The organism is Bradyrhizobium genomosp. III, from assembly GCF_000261705.1.
GTDB lineage: Bacteria > Pseudomonadota > Alphaproteobacteria > Rhizobiales > Xanthobacteraceae > Bradyrhizobium > Bradyrhizobium ottawaense.
Window position 1 is genome coordinate 16421 of record NZ_AJQF01000030.1, and the last position, 21024, is coordinate 37444.

The following is a 21024-nucleotide window of genomic DNA, read 5'->3' on the forward strand; positions in this document are numbered from 1 at the left end:
ATGCGCCATCTCGCCGCATTTGCGACGCGGCAGTTGCATTCGCAGCAAGTGCGACGACCATTGACACCTGATACTCTGCACCTGTCCCCCCAGCTGCGATGAGGATCGAATGAAGCGGCGGGAGTTCATGGCGACTGCTGCGGCGCTGGTCGTTTCGCCACGACGGTTGGGGGCGCAAGGAATGCCTCGCCGTATCGGTTTCTTCGGTTTCTTAGATCCGATAGCTCGCGAAGCGTGGCGCACTGGCTTACGTGAAAGGGGTTGGATCGAGGGCAAGAACCTGCTCATCGAATATCGCAATTATGCAGACGCCTCGGATCGCTTGCAAACCTTTGCTGCGGAGTTGGTAGCCCTAGCTCCCGATCTGATAGTTGCCGCCGGGCCGCAAGCAGCCTCCGCCCTGAAATCGGCCACCATTCCGATTGTCTTCGTGGTTGTTGCCGATCCTGTTGGACTTGGCCTGGTTCAAAGCCTCTCGCGCCCAGGCGGCAACATGACCGGTCTTACCTCGTGGGTTCCGGGAGATTGGTTTGGAAAACAAATCGAAATCCTCCGCGAACTGATACCCCATGCCGCAAAAATTGCGCTCTTAGTCAATCGCGACAACCCAATGCACAGGCTGCTGTTAGCTGAGGAGGTACCAAGCACAGCCCGAAAGCGCGGGGTCGCTCTGTCTATAGTCGAGGCGACTAAGACCGAGGAACTCGACACCGCCTTTGCTTCAGCAGCTGCCCAGCGCGCCGATGCAATGATCGTTTTTGGCGACATTCTGACCATTCGCCAAGCCCCGCGAGTTGTCGGGCTCGCGGCGGAGTACCATTTGCCCGCGATTTACTTCTTCCGACAATTCGCCGATGGCGGATTGGTCGTCTACGGCCCCGATATAGCCGATCTATTCCGCCGTGCAGGCGGCTACGTCGATAAGATCCTCAAGGGCACCAAGCCTGCCGATCTGCCGGTAGAGCAGCCGACCAAGTTCGAGCTAGTCATCAACATGAAAACGGCGAAAGCGCTCGACCTCACTGTGCCGCCCTCGTTACTCGTTCGTGCCGATGAGGTGATCGAATAGAGATGGGATTTGCTGCGATGCATGAATCCAATGCCCGACGCTGCACCGGTCACGAACGCAGTCTTTCCAGCGAGTTCCTTCACGCGCAGCCTTCCCGTGGAAGCGGACACCTGGCGCCAATAAGCCAAGTGTCCCCGGGCGCCATATGACCCCGTTTTCGAGCGATTGGGAAGCGTGCCGAATGTCCGCTTGTGACCCCGTGGCTGACCTCGGTCGCCGCCTGTCGGATGTCAGCAAGCGACCCCAAGGGGACTATTTCATTTCCGTCAGGTACTCCGCGGAAATCCGACCACGCCTGTCAGGATCTCCATCTCCTGCCCACCACGTCACGACTTATTCTGTCTTGCCTCCACATATCGCGCGAAGCTATCGAGGATCGCCTGCCAACCGCCTTGCTGTTGCTCGACGGAGTGCGTCGGTTCGCTATCGAAGACGACGCGGACGACAACTCCTTTTGGGCCGGGCACGAATTCAACTTCGGCCTTTCGATCGCCGAACGCGTATTCGATCCGCTTGTGGTTAACGATCTTCGTGTAAGTGCCGGCGAAGTCGAAACCCATGCTGCCGTCCTTGGCCTCCATGCGCGACGAGAACGCGCCGCCATCACGCAGGTCGACCGTAGCCCTGGTCGTATGCCAGTCGTCGGACGCTGCGTTCCACTTCACGATATCGGCAGGCGTCGTATAGGCACGCCAGACCTGATCGACGGGGGCTGCTACGTTGGTCTCGACGGTAATTCTCATGGGCATTGCTCCAGGTTCACTTTGACGGTTCGAGGCGACGACATCACTTCACGTCGCGGGTCCATACAGGGCACTTCCGGGAAGTGTCCACCCGAGGACGATCGAGACTGGCCGATGCCGACATGGTCACGCCGTTCATGTGTAAAAAAACGAAAGGGTGTCATCAAAACGCCTCTGGGCCATCCGCTATCGACCGCGATCAAATTCACGGGCACTATCTGTGGCGAGTTCGGTATCGGCGCCGAGGCAAAGATCATGACGCCGATGCCCGAGGCGGAAGTTGCTCTCGACGCGTCGAGGAACGGCCTCTAGCGCAGCTTGTTGGTCCGGGAAGCAGTCAGGAGGCGTGACCATGGAACGCATCAGCAAGGGCCAGATCCTCCTGCTCGCCGTTTTGGCAATGATCCTGATCTTGACCGGGGTCTGGGCCGTTTCGGTATGGAATGCCAGCAGCGGGGTCGAGATCGGCAAGCACGGCTGGATCGCGCTAGGCCTTGGCACATTTTTCTCCTTGCTGATCGGATGCGGACTGATGGCGCTGATGTTCTTCAGCAGCCGCAGCGGTCACGATGACAGCGCCGATCCCTTCCGCCACAAGCAAGACAAATCGGCCGAGTGACGTTCGAGGTCGCATCCAGCCCGCAACCAATTTCGGCGCGGCGAGCCGATCATGTCGCCTCCAAACTCAGAGGAGATGGCAATGATGCGGACGGTCGAGGTTTATGGGCCCCAGGCTGCGGGGTCAAAGGACGGAATTGGCACCCGGCAGGGCGGATCCGTACCCCGCCGGGCTTCCCCTGGGGGCCCGCATGGCCTAAGACGCTGCAACGCAAAAATCCCCCAAAAGATACTCATGATCCGCCTCGACAACGTCAGCAAGCAAGCCGGCCACCAGATCCTGTTCATTGAAGCCTCCGCCGCCCTCAACAAGGGCGAGAAGATCGGCCTCGTCGGGCCGAACGGTGCCGGCAAGACCACGCTGTTCCGGATGATCGCCGGTGAGGAACTGCCCGACGAGGGACAGGTTTCGACCGATCGCGGCATCACCATCGGCTATTTCAACCAGGACGTCGGCGAGATGTCTGGCCGCAGTGCCGTGGCCGAGGTGATGGACGGGGCCGGTCCCGTCAGCGAGGTCGCGGCCGAGCTGCGCGAGCTCGAGGCCGCCATGGCCGACCCTGACAAAGCCGACCAGATGGACGAGATCATCACCCGCTACGGCGAGGTGCAGCACCGTTTCGAGGAGCTCGACGGCTATGCGCTCGACGGCCGCGCGCGCGAAGCGCTGTCCGGCCTCGGCTTCAGTCAGGAGATGATGGACGGCGACGTCGGAAAACTCTCCGGCGGCTGGAAGATGCGCGTGGCGCTGGCGCGTATTCTTTTGATGCGCCCCGACGTCATGCTGCTCGACGAGCCGAGCAACCATCTCGATCTCGAAAGCCTGATCTGGCTGGAAAAATTCCTGCACGACTACGAAGGCACGCTGCTGATGACCTCGCATGACCGCGAGTTCATCAACCGCGTGATCTCCAAGGTGATCGAGATCGATAGCGGCTCGCTCACCACCTATACCGGCGATTACGAATTCTACGAGCAGCAGCGGGCGCAGAACGAGAAGCAGCAGCAGGCGCAGTTCGAGCGCCAGCAGGCCATGCTCGCCAAGGAGATCAAGTTCATCGAGCGCTTCAAGGCGCGCGCCTCTCATGCCGCTCAGGTGCAGAGCCGGGTGAAGAAGCTCGACAAGATCGAGCGGGTCGAGCCGCCGCGCCGCCGCCAGAGCGTGGCGTTCGACTTTCCGCCGGCACCGCGCTCGGGCGAGGACGTCGTGGCGCTCAAGAACGTGCACAAGGGCTACGGAGCCAAGCGGATCTATGACGGGCTCGATTTCATGATCCGGCGCAGGGAGCGCTGGTGCGTGATGGGCGTCAACGGCGCCGGCAAGTCGACGCTGCTCAAGCTCGTCGCGGGCGCGAGCGAGCCGGACCAGGGCACGGTGGCGGTCGGCGGCAGCGTCAAGATGGGCTATTTCGCCCAGCACGCGATGGACCTGCTCGACGGCGAGCAGACGGTGTTTCAGTCGCTCGAATACGCGTTTCCGACCGCGGGGCAGGGCTCCTTGCGCGCGCTCGCCGGCTGCTTCGGCTTCTCCGGCGACGATGTCGAGAAGCGCTGCCGCGTGCTCTCGGGCGGCGAGAAGGCGCGGCTGGTGATGGCCAAGATGCTGTTCGACCCACCGAACTTCCTGGTGCTGGACGAGCCGACCAACCACCTCGACCTCGCCACCAAGGAGATGCTGATCACGGCGCTTTCGGATTTCGAGGGCACCATGCTGTTCGTCTCGCATGACCGGCATTTTCTGGCGACGTTGTCGAACCGGGTGCTGGAGCTGACGCCGGAAGGCATCCATCAGTTCGGCGGCGGCTACACGGAATATGTCGCGCGCACCGGGCAGGAGGCGCCGGGGTTGCGGAGCTAATCTCTGCTCTTTCCCGCAACCTTGCCCGCAATCTTGGCGATGGCCTCGATCTCGTTGGTCCAGATGCCGCCGGAATAGTCTTGCGGCAACTGCGCGAACGCTTCCGGCGTATCGATGCCGGTGGAGAACTCTCCGCCGCTGTAGGGACCGAGCACGAACACCGCGCTGTTGACGCCGTTCATGCGTGCGAGGAAGCGATCGGGCCAGCCCCATAGCCAGGGTGCGGCGTTGATCGGCACCAGCACCATCGCGTTGCGGCAGGCCGCCGGGACCAGGCCGGTCCAGCCATAGCCGATATAACGGATCAGGCAGCTCCGGATCGCCGCACGCGAGATCGTGCGTACGTCGGGGGTGAGGCGACGGATCGCCTCGATGGGCTCGTCGCCGCCATAAACCATGACCGCGCGGCGCCGCTCGGCCGGCAGCGCATTCAGCACGCCGGCAAGTGTCTCGCCTTCGTTCGGGTCTCGGCTCTTCACGTTGATGAGGAGTTTCTTGTCAGGGAAGGTGGCCAACACCTCGGACAATGTCGGCATCATTCCAATCCCCTTGCCGCGGAAGGGGAAGGTCTTGCCGCCGTCGGCGGTGTAGCCGTAGCCGATATCGAGCATTTTCAGCTTCGCCATGCTCTGCTCGCGCGTGACGCCGTGGCCGTCGGTACGGCAGTCGAGCGTCCAGTCGTGGAACACGGCGAATTCGCCGTCGGTCGTCGGATGCACGTCGATCTCGACCACGTCGGCGCCGGCGTCAAAACCGGCGCGCATCGATGGAATGGTGTTATCGAGATAATCGTGGGTCGGCGGCAACATCCGCGCGGCGGTGCAGGTGTCGTTCTTCACATCGCGCTCATCGAAGCGTTGCGCCATGCCGCGATGGGCAAGCAGCACCGGCTTGCCGCCCTGATGCGGCGCCAGAAGGCTGGTGTTGTTGATGTAGACGCCTGCCGCGACGGCGATGATGGCTGTCGTCGCGAATTTGAGTTTCCAGCCCACAGATGATTCCCAATTCCGCGATCACCCTCAGTGGTATTTGAGGTTGATTTGCGGCGATCGTTTCGCAGGGGCGCTGTCCGCATCGCACCGCTTGAACGGCCCCATGCCAGTCGCTACGCTCCTGCAAAAAAGGGGAGTGAAACGGCGATGAAGCAACTCCGGATCGGCGACATCACCATCGACGCCGTGATCGAGCGGGAGGGGCCGTGGCGGCGGCCGCAGGATTTCTTCCCGGCCTATGATGAGGGCGTGTTTGCCCATCATCTGCCGACGATGGAGCCGGAGGTCTTTGACGCCGCGCGCGGCATGATGGTGATCACCTATCAGACCTTTGTGGTGCGTACGCCGCGCTACACCATTCTGGCCGACACCTGCACCGGCGAGGACAAGGGCCATCCGCCGCCGTTCGATTTTCCCGGCAAGGAGCGTTGGCGCAACGAGCTGTTCGCGCTCGGCATCTCTTTCGAGCAGATCGACTACGTGTTCTGCACGCATCTGCATATCGATCACACCGGCTGGAACACGACGTTGCGCGACGGACGCTGGGTGCCGACGTTTCCGAACGCGAAATACGTCTTTCACAGGGGTGAGTATGCGGCCTGGGAGGCGGAGAACGCCAAGGGCTGCAATCCGCCCGGTACGGTGTTTCGCGACAATTGCCTGCCGATCGTCGAGGCCGGGCAGGCGCTGCTGGTCGACGATGGTTACGCGCTCGACGACACCATCACGCTGACGCCGACGCCGGGGCATTCGCCCTGTCATTGCTGCGTGAACATTTTTTCGAAGGGCCAGCGCGCGGTGGTCGCGGGCGACCTCATGCATCACCAGATCCAGTGCCGCGAGCCGGACTGGTCGGCGAAGCCGGATTGGGACCCGAAGCAGTCGGCGCTCTCGCGGCGAAAATTCTTCGCCTCCGTGGCGGACACGGACACGCTGATCTTGCCGGTTCATTTCCCGGCGCCGACGGTGGGGCTGATCAGGCCGCTGGGCGATGCGTTTGATTACAAGTTCAAGCGGGAATGAAGTGTCTCCGCATCGTCATGGCCGGGCTTGTCCCGGCCATCCACGAACTTTCAAGCGCCACGAAGAACGTGGATGCCCGGGACAAGCCCGGGCATGACGGAGTTCGTGGAGCGATTGCTCGCTAACCAGCAGCGAATGCAAAGCGCCTTACGCGCCGACTTCGCACTTCTTCATAAAACTGTTCTTGGCGGCGCCGGCGAGGGGCTTGCCGTCGGCGCTGACGGCCTTGGGCGCGCAGGCGTCGGCTTTGCACTTCTTCATGAACGAGGTCTTGGCGGCGCCGGCCAGCGGCTTACCGTCCTTGCCGACCGCCTTGCTCTCGCAGGTTTCTTGCGCGAAGGCCGAGCCCGCTGCAAAGGTGGCAACGATCGCAGCCAGGAAAATCCGCTTCATCATGGGTGTCTCCGTCAGCCAGAAATGGCGGCGAGATTGGAACCGGGAATCGTGGCGCAATCAAGCTGGATGAGGGCCTGCCGGTCCGGCTGGCGATTTTTTCCAAGCGGAGTCGGCCAGGCTCGCTTCCTGTTGCACTGCTCGCTGACCACGGCGGGCAATGCTGCTAGGCTTGGCCAGCTTAGCCGGACGGAGCATCGTGATGGACGCCGTGATCCCGAAACGCCAGGAAGCCGCCGATCAGCATTCGCATCTGGTTCGGCCTCAAGACATGGATTGGCAGACGACGCGCTTTCCCGGCTGCGAGGCGAAGACGCTGCTGTTCGATCGCCGCACCGGCCTGATGACCGCCTTGATGCGGTTTGCGCCGGGATCGGTGCTGCCCGATCACGAGCATGTCGGCATCGAGCAGAGCTGGGTCATCGAAGGCACGCTCGTCGACAAGGAGGGGCCGGCCAGGGGCATCGCCTGCAAGGCCGGCGAATTCATCTGGCGCGAGGCAGGCAGCCGGCATGCCGCCTGGTGCCCGGACGGGGCCCTGATCCTGGCGATCTTCCAGGTGCCGAACAAGTTCTTCGAAGCCGACGGCCGCGTGGTCGACGCCGCCGGTCAGGACTGGGACGAAACCTGGGGACACACGGCGGCGCAGCGGGCGCGGAGCGCGTGATAGGCGGTTCGGCACGGCTCACGTCGTGCCGCCGATGCTTCTGACGAGCATGGCGACCTGAACGGCGATCAGGCGCCGCATCTCCTTGCCGCTCCTGGCCGTTTCCCGCAGTCCGCGCATGCCGAACACGAGGCAGCGCGCCAAAACTTCGGGCTCGTCTGCTCCCCTTGCAGACCGCACCTGATCTCCGATGAGCTCGACGACCAGGGACTGGAAATTGTCATAGACCTGTCTGACTGCGGGGAAGCGGAGGTCGAAGAGATCGGCCGAATCCGGATGCGCCTCGACCAGGTCGAAGCCATGGCATCCCCAGGATTTGCAGGCGTGGAGCAGCTTGGCGTGAAGCCCGTCGAGGCGGGCGATCGCGGCCCTGATCTCGCGATGCTTCTGCTCGTCCATTCCCCGGATGACTGCCGCGAACACCGCGTCCTTGTCGGGGAAGAGCAGGTAGAGCGCGGGTCGCGATATCCCCGCCTCAGAGGCGATGTCGCCCATCGTCGTGCGGGCATAGCCGTAGCGCGAAAAGACCTCGGTCGCGGCCGCGACGGCAAGCTGTTCTTTCGAGGCGCGGGATTGAACCATGGTCTCCCCATCAATCGTTCGCATCTTGACAAAATTTCGATAATTGTCAACTTGTCATAATCCGGCGAACCAAGAGGGTGTTGCGAGATGAACGACGAAGCGCGACTAAAGACGTGGAACGCCTATCAGGCCGCATGGGGGCCCGTTGGGGAAAGCGAGCGGCGTCGGCTGCTCGAACAGAGCGTGGCCGCGGATTGCGTCTACACAGATCCGGGCTCGCAGGTGGCGGGGCGGGAAGCCTTGATGGCCCGCATCGGGCAGACGCAGCTAAAATTTCCGGGCGCCTGCTTCAGGAACGACAGCTTCCTCGAACACCACGAGCAGGCGCTTTTCCGCTGGACCATGTACGACGGCACCGGCCGCGTCTTCGTCAAGGGCGAGAGTTTTGGGCGCTTTGGTGCAGATGGCCGCCTGGTTCAGGCGACCGGCTTCTTCGAGCTGCCGGCTGCCACGTCCTGATGGCTGGCCGACGGGCTCAAACGCCGCGCGCGAGCAGGGCCTTGAAGTCGGCTCGCGCGCGCTGCGCCTCGGCACGCGCGACGTCCGAGGCGTCGCCCATGCCAAAATAGCCGTGGATCAGGCCCGGGCCCTCGTGATGCTTGACCCGCACGCCGGCGGCCTCCAGCGCCCGCGCATAGGCAGCGCCCTCGTCGCGCAGGGGATCGAACCAGGCGGTGGTCACGACCGCGGGTGCGAGGCCCGCAAGTGAGGCGGCCCGCAGCGGCGAGACGCGCCAGTCAAGGGCGTGGTTGGCATCGGCGAGATAATGGCCGCAAAACCATTCCATCGTGGCACGCGTCAGAAAGTAGCCCTCGGCATTCTCGGCGCGCGAAGGATAGCGCGCGTTCTCGCGCGCGTCGGCGTAAGCGCCGAGGACGTCGGTCACGGGGTAGACCAGCAATTGTGCGGCGAGCTTGATGCCAGCATCGCGGCAGGCGATCGCAGTGGTCGCGGCGAGATTGCCGCCGGCGCTGTCGCCGGCAACGCCGAGGCGTTTTGCCTCGCCGCCAAATTCCGCGACGCGGTCGAAGATATCACTCACGGCGGCGAAGGCGTCCTCGAACGCGCCCGGAAAGCGAGTCTCCGGCGGGCGGCGATAGTCGACGGAGATGACGACGGCGCCGGTCTCGATCGCAAGGTTGCGCGCCTGCCGGTCATGGGTCTCGAGGTCGCCCGCGACCCAGCCGCCACCGTGGAAGAACACCACGGTTGGCGCGGGCGTGCTGCCGATCCGATAGACGCGTGCAGGAAGCGGGCCGGCGCCGCCTTTCACCTTGATATCCTCGACGCTGTCGACGGGCGGCGGCGGGATGGCGGCGCGCGAGGCAGCCAGTGCGCGCAAGGAATCGCGGGCGCTCTGTGGCGTCATGACCGTGGGATCGCGCATCGGCATGAGCGGAATGATCTGGGCGATGACGGGATCGAGTGGCGCGGCCATGGCAGCTCCTCCAGGGTTCTTGGTCTTGCTTGCGAGTGAGCATAGATTCTGCGCGCCGCATCGGCAACCGGCCGTGTCGTCACGCCGATGGATGAAGGGCAGGGAGGTCCACGAGGTGGAATTCGAAACGCTGGTCCAGTCGCGCCGGAGCGTGCGCGGCTTCAGGAACGGGCCGGTGCCGCGCACGGTGATCGAGGCGATCATCGAGAGCGCCAAGCGTGCGCCGTCGTCGATGAACACCCAGCCCTGGCATGTTCATGTGCTTACCGGCAGCCCGCTCGAGGAGGTCCGCCGCCGCAACATGGACGAGATGATCGGCGGGGCCACCTGCGCTCCGACATCGTGCGCGAGGTCGCGAAAATTCCGGAGGACGAGGTGATCATGACCTGCGTCGCGATGGGCTATCCCGACGACGACTTTGCCGCAAACGCCGTTCGCTCGGACCGCGAGCATAACGAAGAGTTCGTGCGCTACGTGGGTTTTGCCGATTAGGACGATGAAGAGGAGATTATTCTCTCGCAAAATTTTTTTGGTGCGGAGTCGTTCGCAGGCTCTTGCAATCTCGAAAATGCGGGAGGAACAATAAGCCTCGTGATAGGTTTGTTGCTGGCGCGAGGGAATTGACATGCGGCGGCTGGCTAGCCTGGTTCGATGGTTCTTCGGCCCGCGGCTGCGGCGCCCCATCGATGCTGATCCAAGTCTTCCTTTCACACCCGAAGAGTTCGGCCGGCTGATTCGCAGCGGCCGGCATGAGGACATGAAACTGCTGGCCGACGGGCTGGCCTGCCGGTCCATCCCGCACCGCGCCAGCCATCGCGCCACGCACTGAAGCCGCGCCACGCACGATGCGTCACGCGGAAGAGCCGCGATAAAGGAAACCGTTCTATGTCCCGGTTTCGTGGTAACATGCGGCCATCATGAGCAATCGCATTCTCGTCCTCTACGGTTCCTACCGTTCCGACCGCATGGGCATCCGCCTTGCGAATTTCGTCATCAATCGGCTGCGCGCGCGCGGCGACGATGTCACCTTCATCGACGCCAAGGCGATCGGCCTGCCGATGCTCGACCGCATGTACAAGGAGTATCCGAAGGGTTCGGCACCTGAAGCGCTTGAGAGTCTGGCGGGACAGATCCGCGGCGCCGACGGCTTCGTCTTCGTCACCGGCGAATACAATTGGGGCATCCAGCCCGGCCTGAAGAATCTCACCGACCACTTCCTCGAAGAGTGGTTCTGGCGTCCGGCCGCGATCGTGAGCTATTCCGCCGGCCGTTTTTCCGGCGCGCGCGCCGCGACCGCCTGGCACGGCACGCTGTCGGAGATGGGCATGGTGGTGGTGTCGAGCACCATCGGGGTCGGTCCGATCGCGCAGACATTGTCGGCCGAGGGCGAGCCGACCGGCGACGGCGGCAAGGCCCTGGAGCGCTCGTTCCCGCGCTTTGCCGACGATCTCGCCTGGTGGATCGAGGCCGCCAAGGCGCAGCGGGCGCGCAAGGCACCGCCGTACTGAACTTGTCTACGCCGCCCTGACCTCGCCGAGGAAGCGGTCGAACTGGCCGGCGAGATCGCGCGACTGCGTCGAAAGCTGCTCGGCGGCGCCGAGCACTTCCCTTGCGGCTGCGCCGGTGTCGTCGGCGGCGCGCTGCACGCCTGCGATGTTGGTGTTGACCTCCTGGGTGCCGCGGGCGGCCTCCTGGACGCTGCGGGCGATCTCCTTGGTCGCCGAGCCCTGTTCCTCGATCGCCGCGGCGATCGCGGTGCCGATCTGGTCGATCTCGCCGATGACGTCGGCCACGTTGCGGATCGCGGCCACGGTCTCGTCGCTCGCGGTCTGGATCGCCGTGATCTGCTCGGAAATTTCGGTGGTGGCCTTGGCGGTCTGGCCCGCTAGCGATTTCACCTCGGAGGCGACCACGGCAAAGCCGCGGCCGGCCTCGCCGGCGCGGGCGGCCTCGATGGTCGCGTTCAGCGCGAGCAGGTTGGTCTGCTCGGCAATGCTCTGGATCAGCGTGACGACGTCGCCGATCTTCTGCGCGCCCTCGGCGAGGGTGCGCGCGGTGTCGCCGGTGCGGCGGGCGTTCTCGACGGCGCGGGCCGCGATCTCGGTGGATTGTGCGACCTGACGACCAATCTCGGAGATCGAGGAGGTCAGCTCCTCGGTGGCGCTGGCGACGGTCTGCACGTTGGTCGAGGTCTGCTCGGAGGCCGTGGCGACGACCGCGGCCTGGCTGTTGGTCTGGGCCGCCGTCGAGGTCATCGACTGTGCGGTGCTTTCCATGGTCGAGGAGGCCCGGGACAGGCCGCCGACGAGCTCGGTGACCTTGGCCTCGAACGCGCGGGTGAGCTCGTCGAGCGCCTGGGCGCGGCGCATTTTGCCGTCATTCTCGGCCTGCTTCTCGGCCGCGAGACGGTCGGCCCGGATCATGTTGTCCTTGAAGACCTGGACGGCGGCAGCCATCGCCCCGATCTCGTCGGAGCGCGCAGCGCCGGGGATACTTTCCGCAACCTCGCCCTCGGCAAGCCGCGACATCCGGCTCGTCAGGCTGACGATCGGCGCGCAGACGCGGCGGCGAACCATCACGATGAGGCCGACGCTCGCGACGAGCACGGCGGCAAGGCCTGCAAGCGCGATGGTGAAGCTGGTGCGCGCGGCCGAGGAGGCGCCGGCGAGGATCTGCTCGGCATTATCGTAGAACGCGTCGCGGACCTCGATGATGGTGCTGAGGCCGCGCTGCGTGGCGGCGTAATAGGTGTCCATGTCGTGTTCGTACTTGCCGCTGACCGCGCCGTCCTTGACGAGCTTGAGCTCGCGGCCAAATTCCTCGACATAGATCGAATTGAACTTTTCGAGCGCAGCGCCGACGTTCGCCGGCGTTGCCGGATTGCCGCGCAACTCCAGTAGTGCCATCACGAGCTGGTCGTTGCGGCCCTGCGAGCGGCCGATGTCGGCCTTCTCGGCGTCGGTCGCCGGCTTCTTGCCGCCGACGAGGTTCTTGTGCAGGCTGGAGTTGAAGCCGCCGACGTCGCGCAACGTCATGGCGGTATTGGCGTAGCTGGCCTGCCGGTAGGCATCACCGTTCAGGATCGCCATGCGGCGGACCTGCTCGTTCAGCAGCGCGGTCACGCCGCCGTTGAGCACGGCATTGTCGGCGACGATCTTCTTGGCCGCGTCCTTGCGGGCCTCCGCCGGCCCGGTGAGCGCCTTGTCGATGGCCTCGCGCAAGGCGGTGAATTTCGCATTGATGCCATCGATGTTGCTGCCGATGGTGTTGCCGTCGTCGAACGAGCCGGGCAGCTCCTTGCGTAGCGCGTTCATCCTGTCGCGGGCGCCGTCGGTCTGCTTGCGCAGCTTGTCCTGTTCGGCGAGCAGCGCAGGGTCGATCGTGGCAGGGCCGTAGAGGATGTTGGTGGAAAAGCCGCGCTCGGGGTTGAGATAGCGCGGGATGTCGCTGGCAGCGCGGACGATCGCCAGGCGGCCTTGCGCCTCGCTGATCCGCTCCATCGTCTGATACTTGGTCACGGCAACATAGACGGCGAGGCCGCCGCCCACGGTCGAGAGCGAGACGATGGCGGTGGTCAGGAGCGTACCGATTTTCATGATCTGTCCGGCATTGGCGCGGGGGAGAAAGATATTCTCCGGAAGTTAGGATGCCCGTGTTAATCTCGGGTTTACGCTCAGGCCGATGGCGCCCTCTCAACTGTAGGTCGCGCTTACCGATCCCAGCGGACCAAAATCGGCAACGTAGGTTTCGCCAGCCTTCGGCCGCAGCATGCCAGTCAGCGTGCCCGTGCTGATCGTCTGGCCGGCCTTGAGACCGATGCCTGTCCGCGACAGCTCGTTGGCAAGCCAGGTCAGCGGCACCAGCGGATGGTCAATCGCCTCTGCAGCGGAGCCGCGGCGCCTCTCGGCGCCATTGCAATTGAGGATGACGTCCTGATTGGCGATGTCGCGGTTGCGCCAGTCGGTGATGGGCTCTCCGAGCACGATCGTTCCCGATCCAGAGCCGTCCGCCATGATCGCCGGCATTGCGGGAAATGCCGCATCGTGAACGAAGCGGCACTCCGCTAGCTCGATGCCGGGATGCAACGAGGCGACGGCGTCGCCGACCTCACCCACCGCATAGGGCTTCGCGCGCGGTGGCAGGTCGGCGCCGAGACGTGCCTGATACTCGACTTCCGGTATCGGGCTGCATTGCCTGGCGTGCTCGACGCTGGCGGGCGAGCTCTTGATCAGAGGCGCGAACACTCGCCCATAGATCGGCGAAGAGATGCGGAGCTGGCGCTGGAGTCCGGGCTTCATGCCGGCGATCTTCCAGCCGACGACATCCCAGCCCAATTCCTCTTCCACCATCCGTGCAACGTGGTACGCCGTGTCTGCATCCGGCGGTACCAGCCGTTCTTCGAGGCCGCTTTGTTGCCGGCCCTCGCGGCGCAATTTGGCGAGATGACGGGCGAGTTCGCGCTGTCGGGAAAGGTCCACGGTGCGTCTCCAATCTATCCGTTGGTGCGGGCGAGGGCGGCGTCCAGCACCGTCTCCAGTTCCTCTTGAACCTGATCGAGCGCATCGGCACTGCGGTTGGCGCGGCACATGGCGACCGTGCCTTCGATCGCGGCGACGACGAGTGTCGCTAGCCGCTCGGCGCGCTCCGCGGCCAGCCCTTCGCGCAGCAGGGCTGCGCGCATGATTTGCCGCCACTCGGCGAACACCCCGTCGGCGAGGTCGAGCAGATGCTGCTGCGCCGCCTCATCGTCCTTGTCGGAGGCCTCCCCGACATAGCCATCGACGGCGACCGCGAGCACCGGACATCCGGCCTTGAAGCCGGTCGCCTCGAGCCGGCGGCGCCAGGACGCGACGAAGGCCCGCAGGCCGTCGATCACGCCGCGATCGCGCATGGCTTTCTCCAGAGGAGTAGCGACCTCCCTGCCGGCGAAGGTCACGGCCTCGGCGATCAACTGCCGCTTGCCGTCCGGAAAGTGGTGACTGATTGAGCCGCGCGGCGTCGCCGTATGGCGGACGACGTCGCGCATGCTGGTGGCGTTGACGCCGCGGCGGCTCATCAAATCGGCGGCGCCGGCGATCATCTTGTCGCGGGTAGTGGAGGTCATGGGAAATCCCTGGTCGGCGTTCTGATCTAGACTATGACGATTGACATAAGCAAGCGGGACTGAAATATGACGATCGTCATAATTCTCTTGGAGGGCGCCTTTTGACCATTATTACCGTGACCGCGCCTGCGGGCCGGCTCAGCCTGACCCAGCGCCGCCGCCTCGCGGAAAGCCTGACCGATGCCGTGCTCGAGCCTGAGATCGGCCAGCACGTGGCGGCCGCGCGAATGGGCTTTCAGGTCCATTTCCACGACTTGGCGGCTGACTGCATGGCGATCGGCGGCCAGCTCCTGTCCGATCAGCACAGCCCGCGCGACATCATCACCGTCAGGATTGCGGTGATGAACGCGGCCTGGCCGGCGGAGGTGCGCGCCGAGGTGATCCGCAACGTGCTCGCGCGGCTCGCGGAGGCCTGCGGCATGCAGACGCCGGCGCCCACCTGGTGGGTCAATCTCGAGGTCATCGACGAGGGAAGCTGGGGATCGCGGGGTGGCGTGCTCTCGATCCTTCAACTGCTCGAATCCGGCGTGTTCACGCCGGAGCGGATCAAGGCGATCCGCGGGGCGATTCAGCCGTCGGCCTGACGCCCGCCGACACCGAACGACAATCATGGAGAGACACACATGAGCGAGGGACAGATCCGCACCGAGGTGCACGGCCATGTTCTCAAGATCCTCATCGACAATGCCGCGAAGAAGAACGCGTTCACGCCGGTGATGATGGAGCAATTGTCCGATGCGCTGACCGAGTTGCACAATAACGATGCCTACCGCGTCGGCGTGATCTGCGCCGAGGGCAGGGACTTCACCGCAGGTCTCGACATGCCGAAATTCTTCGGGCCCACCGCGGAGAAGCGCAACATCCGGGAAGGCAATGTCGATCCGTTTGGCCTTGCCAAGCGCTGCCGCAAGCCTGTTATCACCGCCGTGCAGGGCATCGTGTTCACCATCGGCATCGAGCTGATGCTCGCCGGCGACATCGTGGTGACCGCCGCGGATGCGCGCTTCTGCCAGATGGAATCCAAGCGCGGCATCGCGCCGCTTGGCGGAGCGCATTTCCGCTTCCTGTCGCGCGCCGGCTGGGGCGACGCGATGTACCATCTGTTCCTGTGCGACGAATTTTCGGCCGAGCGGGCCCACGCGATCGGTCTCGTCCAGGAGGTCGTGCCCGCAGGCGAGCAGGTCGAGCGTGCGATGGCGCTTGCCGCCATCATCGCGCGCAATGCGCCGCTCGGCATCCAGGTCACCAAGGAAGCGGCGGCCAAGTACGTCGAAGGCGGCGAGGCGGCGGCGATCGCCTACATTCCGGAGATCCGTGCCCGCGTGCTCGGCAGCGCGGACGCGAAGGAAGGCATTCAGTCCTTCATCGAGCGTCGTGCCGCCATCTTCCAGGGACGTTGATCAACGTGGAGCTTGCCGATCCAGCTTCGACAGGATCTCCAGCGTTGCGGCGTCGCGCTCGCCGGCGAAATAGCGGGCGAGTGCCTCGCCGAAAACCGGCTCATCGGAGACCGCGCCGAACAGCGTCATCGACGAGCGGAATTTGGCATCGTCAGGCGCACCGAGGATGGCGTTGATGGTTCGCCCGTCGACGGCGAGCACGAGGCGGGTGCATTCGACCAGGCGCGGACCGAGGACGGGGTGCGCGAGATAGGCCTTCGCCTCCGCCCGCGAGCCGATGGCGTAGCGCTGCGACATGGCGCTGAAGCCGAGGCCCGCGATTTGTGGGAAGACGAACCACATCCAGTGAGTCTGCTTCCGGCCCCGGGCCAGCTCCCCCTGGACGTCGCGAAAAACCGTGTTCTGGGCCGTTACGAAGCGCTCTAGATCGAAAGGATCGGTCATTGGATACCTTGGAGGGCCTTGCCGGCCGCGATTATGCCTAACTTTTGGCTCCCAATGTGGTAGCTGGTATAGAGTCTCCGGGCGGGGGTTGGGCCCCCCGGGGGTCGATTTGGGGATCTGATGGTTTCCGACGCAGCACATGCCGAGAGGCTGTTGTCGCGCCGCCGTGTCGGGCGAGCCGAGAGAGTTCTGCTGTCTCTGGCCGCCGTCGCGCTGGCGCTGGGGGCTGCTGCCTGGGTTGTCGATATCGGCGACACGACCCCGCTGGTCACCGCTGCACTGCCGCCGGCCAATAGCCCGTCTTTCGAGGACCGTTTCGCGTCGGCGTCCGGCAATCCGCCCGCCCGCGAGCTTGGCCTGCGGACGATGGAGCGTTCCGCCCTGAGTGCGGTCCAGCTCAAGCTCCGCGATGCCAAGGCGATGCTCGCCCAGAAGCTCCAGGGCGACGATTGGCGCTCGACCCTGACCGATGACGACCGGCACGTGGTTGACGAGACGCGGCCGTCGCAGCGTGCCGACGCCATCCCGATGCCGCGCTCGCGCCCGACGCAGGCGGACTTCTCCGCCCAGATCGCGTCCAGCCAAGCCTATGCCGAGACCAACCCAAGGGTCGACAACCGCAACTTCTTCGAAAAATTCACCGACAAGATCAGGCTGGCCTCGCTGACGCCCGGCGACGGCCTGTTCGGCAAGGCGCCGGATCTGGCCGCCCTCGGCTACGATTCGCGGACGGCGGTCTATGACATCAAGGCCAAGGCGCTTTACCTGCCGAGCGGCGTCGCGCTGGAAGCCCATTCCGGCATGGGCGCGCTGATGGACGACCCCAATCATGTCGACCAGCGCATGGTCGGCGCGACTCCACCCGCAACCTACGACCTGAAGCCGCGCGAAAAGCTGTTCCACGGTGTCCGCGCGCTGCGCCTGACGCCCACCGATGGCACAAGCGCGCTCGGCCGCGTCGGCCTTCTCACCCACAATTACATGCTCGGGCCGCGCGGCGATTCCAACGGCTGCGTCTCGATCAAGGACTATGATCGCTTCCTCAAGGCTTACGACAATGGCGAGTTCAACCGCCTGGTCGTGGTGCCGAGCCTGAGCGGATCTGCGACTGCCTCGCAGCGCGCCAGCACCGACTCCTGATATTCGCCTGCTGCGGCGGGGCTGCCGTTTCCCCTTCGTTAAGCCGTCATCGTCCAGAAGCAGCCCATGAGTGATCCATCAAGTTCCGAGACCCCGCTGCGTACGACGTTCAAGATCAAGCTGAACGGCGACACGTTGGCGATCGCGACCGTCGGTCAGGCCTATCAATTCCTCACCAACTTCAAGTCGGTCGAATGGATGGAATTCCGCTCCCTGCACGAGGACGCCGTCGAGGCTCTGGAAGGCGCAGCCGGTAACGCGATGCTGGCGGGGCAGGCGACCAACGCCGTGCGCGCGCTGTTCGTCAGCGCCAAGCTGCTCTGAAGCCTTTCAGTCACAGTCTCGTTGCCCGGCGGGAGCGCAGCGTCATCCGGGACCCATGTCCTCGCGCATCTTGAACTCTGCTTTGGGAACGGGCAAACGGTCCGCGAAGATCGTCGCCGCAAGCCCATATGTTTGAAATTTAGTTCAGGGAGAGACCCATCATGAAACGCCGTACATTCCTCCAGGGCGGCGCGGTTGCCGGCGCGACGACGCTGGTTGCCGCACCTGCGATCGCGCAGAGCGCGCCGGAGATCAAATGGCGCCTGACGTCGAGCTTCCCGAAGTCGCTCGACACCATCTACGGCACGGCGCAGACCTTCGCGAAATACGTCGCCGAGGCCACCGACAACAAATTTCAGATCCAGACCTTCGCGGCAGGCGAGCTCGTTCCCGGTCTGCAGGCGCTCGATGCCGTCAGCGTCGCGTCCGTCGAGATGGCGCAGACGCCGCTCTATTTCTACATCGGCAAGGAGCCGGCGCTGGCCTATGCCACCGGCGCGCCGTTCGGCATGAACCATCGCCATCAGGAATCGTGGTGGCACTTCGGTGGCGGCGCCGACCTCACCAACGAGGCGTTGAAACCGTTCAAGGCGCACGCCATCCTCTGCGGCAATTCCGGCACCCAGATGGGCGGCTGGTTCCGCAAGGAGATCAAGACCGTCGACGATCTCAAGGGCCTCAAATTCCGCATCGCCGGGATGGGCGGCCATGTGCTGGCACGGCTCGGCATCGTGCCGCAGCAGCTCGCGGGCGGCGACGTCTATTCGGCACTGGAGAAGGGCTCGATCGACGCCGCCGAATTCGTCGGCCCCTATGACGACGAGAAGCTCGGCTTTCAGAAGGTCGCCAAGTACTACTACTTCCCCGGCTGGTGGGAGGGCGGCGCGATGCTGCACATGATCGTCAATGATGAGAAATGGGCATCGCTGCCGAAGCAGTATCAGGCCATCGTCAACCAGGCCGCCTCGGCGGCCGGCGCCTGGATGCTCGAGAAATACGACAGCGTGAATCCGGCGGCGCTGAAGCGGCTGATCGCCAACGGCGCGGAGCTGAAGGCGTTCCCGCAACCGGTGCTGGAGGCCTGCTACAACGCGACCCAGGACCATCTGAACGAGCTCGCTGCCAAGAGCGACCTGTTCAAGCGGACCAAGGAGAGCCACGACGCGTATATGAAGGAGCTGCTGTTCTATACGCAGATCGCGGAGAACTTCTACGACAACTATCTGCTCAGCAAGATGCGCAACAAGAGCTGATTGTGAGGAGGGCGCGGTGACAACGCCGCGCCCGGCTCTCGTAGGGTGGGCAAAGGCGCGCTTGCGCCGTGCCCACGACTGCCCCGCGTTTCATAGAATTGGTGGGCACGCTCCGCTTTGCCCACCCTACGGCACCTGTCGTGTGGCGCCTTACACCGCGCCCAGACCCAGCTTCGCATAGATCCGCCTTGCATAGGCGCCGAACGCATCGGTCGTCTTCAGCGGAAGATCGCGCGGGAAGGGCAGGTCGATCGGAAAATAGTCGGCCATCTTCGCCGGTCCCGCCGTCAGCACCGCGCAATGCGACGACAGGAACACCGCCTCCTGGATCGAATGCGTGACGAAGACGATGGTCTTGCCGCTCTCCCGCCAGATCCGCAGCATCTCCAGATTCATCTGCTCGCGCGTCAGCGCGTCCAGCGCGCCGAACGGCTCGTCCATCAGGATCAGCTTTGGATCGTGAATGAAGGCGCGCGCGATCGCGGTGCGCTGCTGCATGCCGCCGGACAGCTGCTGCGGATATTTCTGTTCAAAGCCGGCGAGCCCGACCAGGTTGAGCAGGTCGCGCGCCCGCTCGCGCGCCGCCTTCATGGGCAGGCCGACGATCTCGGCCGGCAACAGCACGTTGTCCAGGATCGTCCGCCATTTCAGCAGCAAGGCCTGCTGGAACACCATGCCGATGTCGCGGCTCGGATCGAACGGGCTCTTGGCGTTCCCGATCTTCACCGTGCCGCCGTCGGCGCCGTGCAGGCCAGCCAGGATCTTCATCACCGTGGTCTTGCCGCAGCCGGACGGGCCGACCAGCGAGACCAGCTCGCCTTCCTGCACGTCCATGGTGACGTCCGACACGGCCAGAAACTCGGCGCCGCCGCTGCGATAGACCTTGCGGACGCCCTGCAGGCTGATGAAGGGGTCTGGGCTCATGCCAGCCACTTGTCCCGATTGGCGGCGACGAAGGCATCGTCGCTGAGGTCGGCGTGCGCGCGATAGACGCGGTCGATCTCCTCTTTCTGACCCGGGCTGAGGCCCTCGTCCGGATCGAGGCACCACAGGCCTTGCATCAGGCCCTGGCGCCGCAGCACTTCATGGCAGCCGGCGATGCAGCCGTGGAAATTGTTGGCGACGTCGAAGAAGGCGCTGTTGCAGTCGGTGACGCGGGCATCGAGCGCCAGCAGGTCGGCCGGCACGCTATCCTTGTGCCGCGCCGCCTTGCAGCGTTCGAACTGCTTGATCGCGCTCGCCGTCCACACCGACCAATGGCCGAGCAGACCGCCCTTGACGTAGGTGCGCGTGGTGACGCCGTTGTCGCGCAGATCGAACGGAAGCATCAGGTCGAGCAGGATGTGGTCGTCATTGCCGGTGTAGAGCGCGACGCGGTCGAGCGCGCCCGCGGCCGCGACGCCGCGCAGGACGTCGAGGGTGCGATAGCGGTTGAACGGCGCGATCTTGATCGCGATGACGTTGTCGATCGAGGCGAAGCGCTGCCAGAACCGGGCGGAGAGGATGACGCCGCCGACGGCCGGCTGAAGATAGAAGCCGACCAGCGGGATCTCGGCGGCGACCGTCGTGCAGTGCGCGATGATCTCGTCCTCGGAGGCGCTCTTCATCGCGGCGAGGCTGAGCAGTCCGGCATGATAGCCGATGTCGCGCGCGGTGCGGGCTTCGGTGACCGCCTGTCTTGTCGGACCCGCGAGGCCTGCGACCATCGCCAGCGGTCGCTTGGTCCAGCTCGCCGCGGTCTCGGCGGCGAACTCGAGCACCGGACGGTAGAGACCGACGTCTCGGATCGCGAACTGCGTGGTGTGCACGCCGACCGCTAGGCCGCCTGAGCCGGCGTCGATGTAATAGCGCGTCAGCGCACGCTGGTGCGTCTTGTCGAGCTGGCGCGCAGCAGTGAGTGCGAGCGGATGCGCCGGTATCACGGTGCCCTCAGTGATCAGGTTGCGGATGTCGCTGTTGATCTGGCTGTGATGCAT

The 21024-nt window shown here is 64.5% G+C and carries 25 protein-coding genes; 14 read left to right on the forward strand and 11 right to left on the reverse strand.

Translation table 11 applies throughout. The annotated features are described in order from the left end of the window. The first annotated feature begins 109 nt into the window (after positions 1 to 109). Positions 110 to 1069, forward strand: a complete 960-nt coding sequence (locus IC66_RS0102665; protein WP_038946576.1) for an ABC transporter substrate-binding protein — start codon at positions 110 to 112, stop codon at positions 1067 to 1069. Positions 1070 to 1395: 326 nt separating this feature from the next. Here the strand turns inward: IC66_RS0102665 and IC66_RS0102670 are convergent, their stop codons facing one another. After that, the gene (locus IC66_RS0102670; RefSeq protein WP_038946577.1) at positions 1396 to 1812 is read right to left on the reverse strand and encodes an SRPBCC family protein; all 417 of its coding nucleotides are present in this window, start codon (positions 1810 to 1812) and stop codon (positions 1396 to 1398) included. A gap of 352 nt (positions 1813 to 2164) precedes the next feature. On the opposite strand from IC66_RS0102670, the gene IC66_RS0102675 reads away from it, so the two are divergent. Both IC66_RS0102675 and IC66_RS0102680 read left to right on the forward strand, forming a co-directional pair. Next, the gene (locus tag IC66_RS0102675; protein ID WP_028144937.1) at positions 2165 to 2431 is read left to right on the forward strand and encodes a hypothetical protein; all 267 of its coding nucleotides are present in this window, start codon (positions 2165 to 2167) and stop codon (positions 2429 to 2431) included. Between the two features lie 234 nt (positions 2432 to 2665). Next, positions 2666 to 4288 carry an ABC-F family ATP-binding cassette domain-containing protein gene (locus IC66_RS0102680; protein ID WP_028144936.1) on the forward strand — a complete coding sequence of 541 codons (1623 nt, stop codon included), beginning with the start codon at positions 2666 to 2668 and terminating at the stop codon, positions 4286 to 4288. On the opposite strand, the gene IC66_RS0102685 is transcribed toward IC66_RS0102680, so the two are convergent. Continuing rightward, positions 4285 to 5280: a glycerophosphodiester phosphodiesterase family protein gene (locus tag IC66_RS0102685; RefSeq protein WP_038946578.1), complete on the reverse strand. Its 996-nt coding sequence runs from the start codon at positions 5278 to 5280 to the stop codon at positions 4285 to 4287. The two genes, IC66_RS0102680 and IC66_RS0102685, sit on opposite strands and share 4 nt — an antisense overlap. 147 nt (positions 5281 to 5427) lie before the next feature. Here IC66_RS0102685 and IC66_RS0102690 point away from each other — a divergent pair, with 147 nt between their 5' ends. Further along, positions 5428 to 6303, forward strand: a complete 876-nt coding sequence (locus IC66_RS0102690; protein ID WP_038946579.1) for an MBL fold metallo-hydrolase — start codon at positions 5428 to 5430, stop codon at positions 6301 to 6303. A gap of 147 nt (positions 6304 to 6450) precedes the next feature. On the opposite strand, the gene IC66_RS0102700 is transcribed toward IC66_RS0102690, so the two are convergent. Next, on the reverse strand, positions 6451 to 6699 hold the full coding sequence (locus tag IC66_RS0102700) for a hypothetical protein (RefSeq protein WP_049806443.1): 249 nt from the start codon (positions 6697 to 6699) through the stop codon (positions 6451 to 6453). A gap of 199 nt (positions 6700 to 6898) precedes the next feature. Here IC66_RS0102700 and IC66_RS0102705 point away from each other — a divergent pair, with 199 nt between their 5' ends. Beyond that, a complete protein-coding gene (locus IC66_RS0102705) occupies positions 6899 to 7363 on the forward strand; it encodes a cupin domain-containing protein (protein WP_038946581.1) in 465 nt (154 codons plus the stop codon). Between the two features lie 18 nt (positions 7364 to 7381). Here the strand turns inward: IC66_RS0102705 and IC66_RS0102710 are convergent, their stop codons facing one another. Beyond that, positions 7382 to 7945 (reverse strand): TetR/AcrR family transcriptional regulator, encoded by a 564-nt coding sequence (locus IC66_RS0102710; RefSeq protein WP_038946582.1) that lies wholly within the window; start codon positions 7943 to 7945, stop codon positions 7382 to 7384. An 87-nt stretch (positions 7946 to 8032) separates the two neighbouring features. Between IC66_RS0102710 and IC66_RS0102715 the strand changes: the two genes are divergently transcribed. Further along, the gene (locus IC66_RS0102715; RefSeq protein ID WP_028144931.1) at positions 8033 to 8404 is read left to right on the forward strand and encodes a nuclear transport factor 2 family protein; all 372 of its coding nucleotides are present in this window, start codon (positions 8033 to 8035) and stop codon (positions 8402 to 8404) included. A gap of 16 nt (positions 8405 to 8420) precedes the next feature. On the opposite strand, the gene IC66_RS0102720 is transcribed toward IC66_RS0102715, so the two are convergent. Further along, entirely contained in the window at positions 8421 to 9383 is a 963-nt protein-coding gene (locus tag IC66_RS0102720; RefSeq protein ID WP_038946583.1) for an alpha/beta hydrolase, read from the reverse strand. A 73-nt stretch (positions 9384 to 9456) separates the two neighbouring features. Here IC66_RS0102720 and IC66_RS42965 point away from each other — a divergent pair, with 73 nt between their 5' ends. The 3 genes from IC66_RS42965 (at position 9457) to IC66_RS0102735 (ending at position 10891) form a co-directional block, all read left to right on the forward strand. After that, positions 9457 to 9762 carry a nitroreductase family protein gene (locus IC66_RS42965; RefSeq protein WP_244429076.1) on the forward strand — a complete coding sequence of 102 codons (306 nt, stop codon included), beginning with the start codon at positions 9457 to 9459 and terminating at the stop codon, positions 9760 to 9762. Positions 9763 to 10008: 246 nt separating this feature from the next. Beyond that, positions 10009 to 10212, forward strand: a complete 204-nt coding sequence (locus IC66_RS0102730) for a hypothetical protein (protein ID WP_018322924.1) — start codon at positions 10009 to 10011, stop codon at positions 10210 to 10212. An 88-nt stretch (positions 10213 to 10300) separates the two neighbouring features. Further along, positions 10301 to 10891 (forward strand): NADPH-dependent FMN reductase, encoded by a 591-nt coding sequence (locus IC66_RS0102735; protein WP_038946585.1) that lies wholly within the window; start codon positions 10301 to 10303, stop codon positions 10889 to 10891. 6 nt (positions 10892 to 10897) lie between these two features. On the opposite strand, the gene IC66_RS0102740 is transcribed toward IC66_RS0102735, so the two are convergent. The 3 genes from IC66_RS0102740 to IC66_RS0102750 form a co-directional block, all read right to left on the reverse strand. After that, on the reverse strand, positions 10898 to 12979 hold the full coding sequence (locus tag IC66_RS0102740) for a methyl-accepting chemotaxis protein (RefSeq protein ID WP_038946586.1): 2082 nt from the start codon (positions 12977 to 12979) through the stop codon (positions 10898 to 10900). A 96-nt stretch (positions 12980 to 13075) separates the two neighbouring features. Further along, positions 13076 to 13861, reverse strand: coding sequence for a 2-keto-4-pentenoate hydratase (locus IC66_RS0102745; RefSeq protein ID WP_038946587.1), 786 nt, complete (start codon positions 13859 to 13861; stop codon positions 13076 to 13078). Positions 13862 to 13875: 14 nt separating this feature from the next. Then, complete coding sequence (locus IC66_RS0102750) at positions 13876 to 14487, reverse strand: TetR/AcrR family transcriptional regulator (RefSeq protein WP_028144921.1); 612 nt, start codon at positions 14485 to 14487, stop codon at positions 13876 to 13878. Positions 14488 to 14588: 101 nt separating this feature from the next. Between IC66_RS0102750 and IC66_RS0102755 the strand changes: the two genes are divergently transcribed. Both IC66_RS0102755 and IC66_RS0102760 read left to right on the forward strand, forming a co-directional pair. Then, complete coding sequence (locus tag IC66_RS0102755) at positions 14589 to 15071, forward strand: tautomerase family protein (RefSeq protein ID WP_028144920.1); 483 nt, start codon at positions 14589 to 14591, stop codon at positions 15069 to 15071. A gap of 39 nt (positions 15072 to 15110) precedes the next feature. Then, positions 15111 to 15887 carry a crotonase/enoyl-CoA hydratase family protein gene (locus IC66_RS0102760; RefSeq protein WP_038946588.1) on the forward strand — a complete coding sequence of 259 codons (777 nt, stop codon included), beginning with the start codon at positions 15111 to 15113 and terminating at the stop codon, positions 15885 to 15887. Here the strand turns inward: IC66_RS0102760 and IC66_RS0102765 are convergent, their stop codons facing one another. Continuing rightward, on the reverse strand, positions 15888 to 16331 hold the full coding sequence (locus IC66_RS0102765; RefSeq protein ID WP_038946590.1) for a DUF1810 domain-containing protein: 444 nt from the start codon (positions 16329 to 16331) through the stop codon (positions 15888 to 15890). It abuts the gene before it with no gap. Positions 16332 to 16520: 189 nt separating this feature from the next. Between IC66_RS0102765 and IC66_RS0102770 the strand changes: the two genes are divergently transcribed. The 3 genes from IC66_RS0102770 to IC66_RS0102780 all read left to right on the forward strand — a co-directional run bounded on the left by IC66_RS0102770 (position 16521) and on the right by IC66_RS0102780 (position 19048). Continuing rightward, positions 16521 to 17471, forward strand: coding sequence for a DUF2778 domain-containing protein (locus tag IC66_RS0102770; protein ID WP_028144917.1), 951 nt, complete (start codon positions 16521 to 16523; stop codon positions 17469 to 17471). A gap of 66 nt (positions 17472 to 17537) precedes the next feature. Next, on the forward strand, positions 17538 to 17795 hold the full coding sequence (locus IC66_RS0102775) for a hypothetical protein (protein WP_038946591.1): 258 nt from the start codon (positions 17538 to 17540) through the stop codon (positions 17793 to 17795). A 161-nt stretch (positions 17796 to 17956) separates the two neighbouring features. Next, a complete protein-coding gene (locus IC66_RS0102780) occupies positions 17957 to 19048 on the forward strand; it encodes a TRAP transporter substrate-binding protein (RefSeq protein ID WP_038946592.1) in 1092 nt (363 codons plus the stop codon). A gap of 150 nt (positions 19049 to 19198) precedes the next feature. Here the strand turns inward: IC66_RS0102780 and IC66_RS0102785 are convergent, their stop codons facing one another. Together IC66_RS0102785 and IC66_RS0102790 are read right to left on the reverse strand one after the other, a co-directional pair. Next, positions 19199 to 19972 (reverse strand): ABC transporter ATP-binding protein, encoded by a 774-nt coding sequence (locus IC66_RS0102785; RefSeq protein WP_193375298.1) that lies wholly within the window; start codon positions 19970 to 19972, stop codon positions 19199 to 19201. Further along, on the reverse strand, positions 19969 to 21024 hold the full coding sequence (locus IC66_RS0102790) for a dihydrodipicolinate synthase family protein (protein WP_038946594.1): 1056 nt from the start codon (positions 21022 to 21024) through the stop codon (positions 19969 to 19971). The genes IC66_RS0102785 and IC66_RS0102790 overlap by 4 nt, the downstream gene beginning before the upstream one ends.